Here is a 6,104-nt window from a genome sequence, read left to right as displayed (position 1 = left end):
CACCCGGCCGGCCCGGCCCGCGCCGTCAGCGCGCCGGCGCCGTCCCGCGCCGCGCGCCAGCGCCCTTCCGCGCTGTGCCGGGGCCGTCCCCGGTGTGCGACGTGCCCGTAACGAGTTGGTCGAAATCGGCGTGAGGGGGTGTCAGCCGGGGCAGGCCAATTCCCCGGGCGCTTCCGGGCGTTACGGCACCCTTCGGGTGCCTTGGGACGCGCCGGGGCGCGCGCGGGCGCGTTCCGGCGCCCGCGCACGCGCCCGCGCGAAGGACGCGGGCCGGGGAAGAACCGGGGAGAAGAGGAGGGGGACGCGAATGGCAGTGGAGACGGTCACGCTCGACGAGCGGCACCGGGCGGAGGTCGAGCGACTGCTGCGCGGCGCGGCCGAGGCGGAGGAACGCCGCTCGGAGGGCAGGGTATCGGCCGAGCAGCTGCTCCAGCGCGCCGGCGCCTCGCTGGACGAGATCCTACGACCGGCGCGCGAGGAGTACGCGGCCTTCCGCGAGGCCGAACGGGACAGCGCGCCCAGCCGGTTGGCCGACCGCTTCGCGCCCCGCTTCCTCGGCGGCCTCGCCGCCGCCGTGGTCTGCGCCGCGCTGGCCACGGTGCTGCTCGTCGGCTCGATCAACGACTCCGCCGCCACCGCCTTCACTGACGGCCTGCTGGTGGCCGGCGCCGCCGTGCTCGGCTTCGTCGTCCAGGCGCTCCTCGCGCACCTCTGGTCCGCCGAGCGGCACGCCGGCAGCCGCCACCAGCCGGGCGGCGTCGACCAGTTGCGGCTCGCCTGGCTGACGGCCGTCGAGGTGCGCGGCATCCGCCCCTACCTGGAGCAACAGCGGGCCGTCGCCCCCAGGCGGGGCCCGATCGGCGCCCCCAGGGCCGGCGGCGCCCGCTCCACCCGCACCACCGACCGCTCGGCGAGGGCCCGCAGCCGCTCCGTGTTGAGCCGTTCCTTCGACCGACTGGCCGACCTGGAGCGCCCGTTCATCGGCCGCCGCCGCCAACTCGGCCAGATCGTGCAGTGGGTCAACCGCGACCGCGCCAGCACCGAGACCCGCCCCACCGTGGTGGTGCTGCACGGCGCCTCGGGCTCGGGCCGCACCACGCTCGCCGGCTGGGCCGCGCAGGAGACCCGCGAGCTGTTCCGGGGCGCCTGCCTGGTCGACCTCAGGGGCCAGAGCCAGGACCCGCTGCCCACCAGGGACGCCATCCTGCACCTGATGAACCGGCTGGGCGCCCCCCGCGACCAACTCCTGTTCCGCGAGGGCGTCGGCCGCGCCGCCGACGCCGGCCAGCTGAGCCGCCTCGCCGAGCGGTACCAGCAGCACCTCACCGACCTGCCCGTGGTGATCATCCTCGACGACGCCACCGACGCCGAGCAGGTCCGCACCCTGATCCCGGCCCGCTCCCAGTCCCTGGTGCTGGTCACCTCGGCAGAGCCGCTCGACATCAGCCCGTCCTTCCCGGCCTCCGTCCACCAGCTGCCCATCGAGCCGCTGGACGACGAGGCCGCCGAGGAGCTGCTCCGCGCCTCCGTCACCGACGGCGGCCGCATCGCTCCCGGGCCGCGCGACGACGAGAGCTGGCGCGCGATCAACGAGCTGTGCGCCGGCCGGCCCATTCTGCTGCGGCTGGTCGGCTCGGCGCTGGACGAGCGTTCTCCCACCGCGCTCGCCGATGACCTGGCCGCCTGGGGCCCGCCCGGCGAGGGCGGGATCGACCCGGCCGAGCGCGCCCTTCGGCTGCGCTACGCCGACCTGGAGGAGACCACCCGACGGCTGCTGCGCCGGCTGGCGCTGGCCGGCCGCGCCAGCCTCGGCGCCCGCGCGGCGGCGGCGCTGCTGGACGTCGGCCAGCAGGAGGCCGCCAACCAGCTGGAGTTGCTGGCCCAGGCCGGCCTGCTCAGCCGCACCCGGGGGAACCGCTACCGCCTGCACGAGCTGATCCGCAGGTTCGCCCGCGCCCGGATGTACGACGAGGACAGCGACCGCCAGGTGTCCGCCGCCCAGGAGCGGCTGATCCGCAGCTACGCTGAGCTGGCCGACACGGTGATCCGGCTGGTCGACGGCAAGACCTCGACCCGCGCCGACCTGCTGCCGGCCGCCGCCGGCGGCCACGGCTTCACCTCGCTGGACGCCGCCCTGCGCTGGCTGGACGACGAGACCAGCTTCATCACCTCGACCCTCCGCTACGCCGACGAGCGGGTGGACCGCCAGGCGGTGCAACACCTGCTGGGCGCCCTGTGTGACTACTGCCTGCTGCGCGGCGACCTCTACCGCCTGGGCGAGCTGAACGAGCTGGCCGAGGCCGTCGACCAGGGGCTGTTGACCCGTTCCGTCCGCTGGCGCACCGGCGTCGCCGCCCGGCAGCTCGGCGAGTTGGACAAGGCCCGCTCCACCCTGACCTCCGTGGTCTCCCTCTACCAGCAGGCACGCCACGAGGCCGGGACCGCCCGCGCCCTGCGCGACCTCGGCATCACCCTGCAACACCAGGGCCAGCTGCGGGAGGCCGTCGAGAAGCTCCGCCAGGCCCTCGACCTCCAGGTCGGCGAGCACCTGGCCGGCGACCGGGCCTGGACGCTGCACGCCCTGGCCGCCGCCGAGCGGGAGTGCGGCCGGGTGCTGTCGGCGCGCCGGCTGCTCGCCGAGGCGCTGCCGTTGCACCAGGCCAGCGGCAGCGTCCACGGCGAGGCGTGGACCCGGTTCCAGCTGGGGCAAACCCTGCTGTGGCAGGGGCAGATCGCCGACGGCGAACGCGAGCTGCGCCTGGCGCTCGACCTCTACGAGCGCTCCCGCGACGTGCGCGGCGTGGCCTGGGCCATGAGCCAGCTGGGCCTGGCCAGGGTCTACGACGGCGACGACGCGGCCGCCATCGACCAGCTGCGCGCCGCGCTCGTGCGCCACCAGGAGACGGAGGACGCCAGGGGCGAGGCGTGGACCCTCTACTACCTGGGCCAGGCGCAGGAGGAGGCCGGCGACACCACGTCGGCGGTGCGCACCCTGGAACGCGCCCGCACGATGTTCAGCCGGATGCGGGACGTCTACGGGCTGGCCTGCACCCGGCACCACTCCGCCCGTGTCACCCGCGACAGCCGCGCCGAGAGCACCGGCTCGCTGCGCAACAGCGGCTTCGCCCGCCAGCTGTTGACCGACGCCCGGCGGGACTTCCAGCGGATCGGCGTCGGGCACGGCGAGGCCTGGTCGGCCCTGGAGCTGGCCGTGATCGAGGCGGGCAACGAGCGTCTCGGCCAGGCGTTGGAGCTGACCGACGAGGCGCTGGCCCTGTTCACCGCCGGCTACGGCGACGACGCCCCCGACCAACGCGGCCGGGACTGGGCGCAGTTCCTGCGCTGCACGCTGCTGCCGCTGGCCTCGCCCGGCGGCTCCGAGGTCGGGACGGCGGTGGCGCAGGAGGAGCTGGCCGAGCTGCTGCGCGAGGACCACCCGGCGCGCGACCCCAGGCTGACCGACGCCGCGCACTCCTTCGCGCTGATGCTGGAGCGCGAGCAGGGTCCCGAGGCGGGCTGGCCGGCCTGGCGCCTGGGCATGGTGCCCAGGCGCGCGGCCCGCGACATCGTGGGCGCCCTGCCCGCGCGGGAGGGCACCCGGCCCTAGGTGTTCTGTCCGGGCCTGGCCGCCGGCCGGCCCAGGGCCGCGCCGGGTCAGGAGGAGGTGGCGGCGGACCGGCCGGTCGAGGACTCGTCGGCGGCCGGCTCGCCGCCGTCGCGCCGCTCCCCGGCGCCCTCCTCGAAGTCGATCCTCCCCAGGTGCCGGCTCATCGACCGCAGCAGCACCCAGACCCCCACGCCCAGGACGGCGAACACGATGAAGCCGAGCACCCCCGGCGTCACCGTGTACTCGGTCAGCTCCTTGGCGAGCGGAGTTACGTCAGTCATGACGTCAATTCTGGCGGATACCCGCGAACAGGTCGGACTCGGGTAGCGAGGTGTCGACCAGCGACCGCGCCAGCTCGAAGTCCTCGGTGGGCCAGACCTCCTGCTGGATCTCCATCGGCACCCGGAACCAGCCGCCGTCGGGGTCGATCTGGGTGGCGTGCGCGATCAGCGCCTTGTCCCGCACCGGGAAGAACTCCGCGCACGGCACCCGCGTGGTCAGCTGCCGCTCCGGCATCGAGGACTCGTCCCACCGCTCCAGCCACTCCTGGTACGGCGACTCCAGGCCGCGCGCCAGCAGCGCCTCGTGGAGCGCCACGGTGCGCTGCTTGTTGAAGCCCTGGTTGTAGTACAGCTTCGACGGCTGCCAGGGCTCCCCGGAGTCCGGGTAGCGCGTCGGGTCGCCCGCCGCCTCGAAGGCCACCATCGAGATCTTGTGCGTCATGATGTGGTCCGGGTGCGGATAGCCGCCGTTCTCGTCGTAGGTGGTGATCACCTGCGGACGGAACGAGCGGATCAGCCGGACCAGCGGCTCGGCCGCCTCCTCGACGTCCCGCAGCGCGAAGCAGCCCTCGGGCAGCGGCGGCAGCGGGTCTCCCTCCGGCAGTCCGGAGTCGACGAAGCCCAGCCACTCCTGGCGTACGCCGAGGATCTCCCGCGCCTCGGCCATCTCCCTGGCCCTGACCTCGTGGATGTTCTCCTCGATGTAGGGGTCGCCCTGGAGCTTGGGGTTGAGGATGGAGCCCCTCTCGCCGCCCGTGCACGTGGCGACCAGCACCTCCACGCCTTCCGACACGTACTTGGCCATCATGGCGGCGCCCTTGCTGGACTCGTCGTCCGGGTGGGCGTGCACCGCCATGAGGCGCAGTTGATCTGTCCCGGGTGTCACGGCTGTCCCGGATGTCACGGCTGTCAAGACTGGAATCCTCGTCGTTCGATCCTGTCGTCTCGGCCCTGGAGACGCCTTCTATAGTGACGGATGGAGCGAGTGCCGGTATTCCCCGGCCGTCGCCCCGTGGACGCGGCGACGCCGGAGAACTCCGGCGTGGCCGGACCCGAGCCGAGACCGTGAGGAGGTCGCCATGTCCCGCACGCACTCCGGACTGCCGGAGGGCCGTTACGGGCGCGCCGCCTCCCGCGACGACGCCACGGACCGCCGGCTGCGGCTGGTCGGCCTCGCGCTGGGCGTGGCCCTGGTGGCCTTCGTCGCCTGGGCCGGCTTCTCCTATATCGGGGAGCAACGGGTCACCGGCGAGTTGACCGGCTTCGAGGTGACCTCCGACTCGGAGATCAGCGTCCACCTCGCGGTCCGCAAACCGGCCGACACCGAGGGCGTCTGTACGGTGCGGGCGCAGGCGGAGGACGGCCTGGAGGTGGGCCGGGGCGAGTTCCGCTTCGACCAGCCGGACGACAGCCTCCACCAGGCGGTCACCCTCCGCACCACGGGTCGGGCCACCTCGGCCGAGCTGATGGGTTGCTCGGCGGCCGGCCAGGAGGAGTAGGCGCCGGCGACGCGGTGACGGGCCGTCAGGGAGCCCCGCGTCCGGCCACAACCCGTCCCGGGTTTGTGGCTCAGCGCGCAGGGTAATCCTTCCGCACATCGACCGTTTCGTTGTTAGAGTCGATATTTCGATCGATGATCCGCCCGCCCAGGAGCGCACACGTCCGGGACGGGCCTTGTTTTTATCCCCTCTTGCTACCCGAGGAGCACCTGTGACGCAGACCAGCGACACTGTCACCTGGCTGACCCAGGAGGCGTATGACCAGCTCAAGGCGGAGCTGGATCACTTGTCGGGTCCTGCCCGCGTCGAGATCGCGAAGAAGATCGAGGCGGCTCGTGAAGAGGGCGATCTCAAGGAGAACGCCGGTTACCACGCCGCCAAGGAGGAGCAGGGGAAGATGGAGGCGCGGGTGCGCCAGCTGACCCAGCTCCTGGAGACCGCACAGGTGGGCGAGGCCCCCGCCGACACCGGCGTGGTGGCCCCCGGGATGGTCGTGACGATCGCCTTCGACGGCGACGAGGACGACACGATGACGTTTCTGCTGGCGTCGAGGGAGTTCGCCACCTCGGACATCGAGACCTACTCGCCCCAGTCGCCGCTCGGCGGCGGCGTGTTGGGCAAGAAGGTCGGCCAGGAGGCCTCGTACGAGCTGCCCAACGGCAGCACCGCCAAGGTGAAGGTGCTGGAGGCCAAGCCGTACCAGGCCTGACGCCCCCC

General features: G+C 73.4%; 5 protein-coding genes. 3 read left to right on the top strand and 2 right to left on the bottom strand.

What is annotated here, in order from left to right:
- Nucleotides 1-307 precede the first annotated feature (307 nt).
- Entirely contained in the window at nucleotides 308-3,607 is a 3,300-nt protein-coding gene (locus EBN88_RS12880; protein ID WP_122183992.1) for a tetratricopeptide repeat protein, read from the top strand.
- 47 nt (nucleotides 3,608-3,654) lie between these two features.
- On the opposite strand, the gene EBN88_RS12875 is transcribed toward EBN88_RS12880, so the two are convergent.
- Together EBN88_RS12875 and mca are read right to left on the bottom strand one after the other, a co-directional pair.
- Nucleotides 3,655-3,888, bottom strand: coding sequence for a hypothetical protein (locus tag EBN88_RS12875; protein ID WP_122183991.1), 234 nt, complete (start codon nucleotides 3,886-3,888; stop codon nucleotides 3,655-3,657).
- Nucleotides 3,889-3,892: 4 nt separating this feature from the next.
- Nucleotides 3,893-4,744: a mycothiol conjugate amidase Mca gene (gene mca / locus EBN88_RS12870; protein WP_122183990.1), complete on the bottom strand. Its 852-nt coding sequence runs from the start codon at nucleotides 4,742-4,744 to the stop codon at nucleotides 3,893-3,895.
- Between the two features lie 223 nt (nucleotides 4,745-4,967).
- Between mca and EBN88_RS12865 the strand changes: the two genes are divergently transcribed.
- Nucleotides 4,968-5,387, top strand: a complete 420-nt coding sequence (locus EBN88_RS12865; RefSeq protein WP_122183989.1) for a DUF4307 domain-containing protein — start codon at nucleotides 4,968-4,970, stop codon at nucleotides 5,385-5,387.
- 211 nt (nucleotides 5,388-5,598) lie between these two features.
- On the top strand, nucleotides 5,599-6,096 hold the full coding sequence (greA, locus tag EBN88_RS12860; protein WP_122183988.1) for a transcription elongation factor GreA: 498 nt from the start codon (nucleotides 5,599-5,601) through the stop codon (nucleotides 6,094-6,096).
- Nucleotides 6,097-6,104: the final 8 nt, after the last annotated feature.

Source organism: Streptomyces triticirhizae, assembly GCF_003696235.1.
Taxonomy (GTDB): domain Bacteria; phylum Actinomycetota; class Actinomycetes; order Streptomycetales; family Streptomycetaceae; genus Streptomyces; species Streptomyces triticirhizae.
Note: the sequence above shows the minus strand (reverse complement) of the source record. Positions and strands in the feature narration are given on the sequence as shown.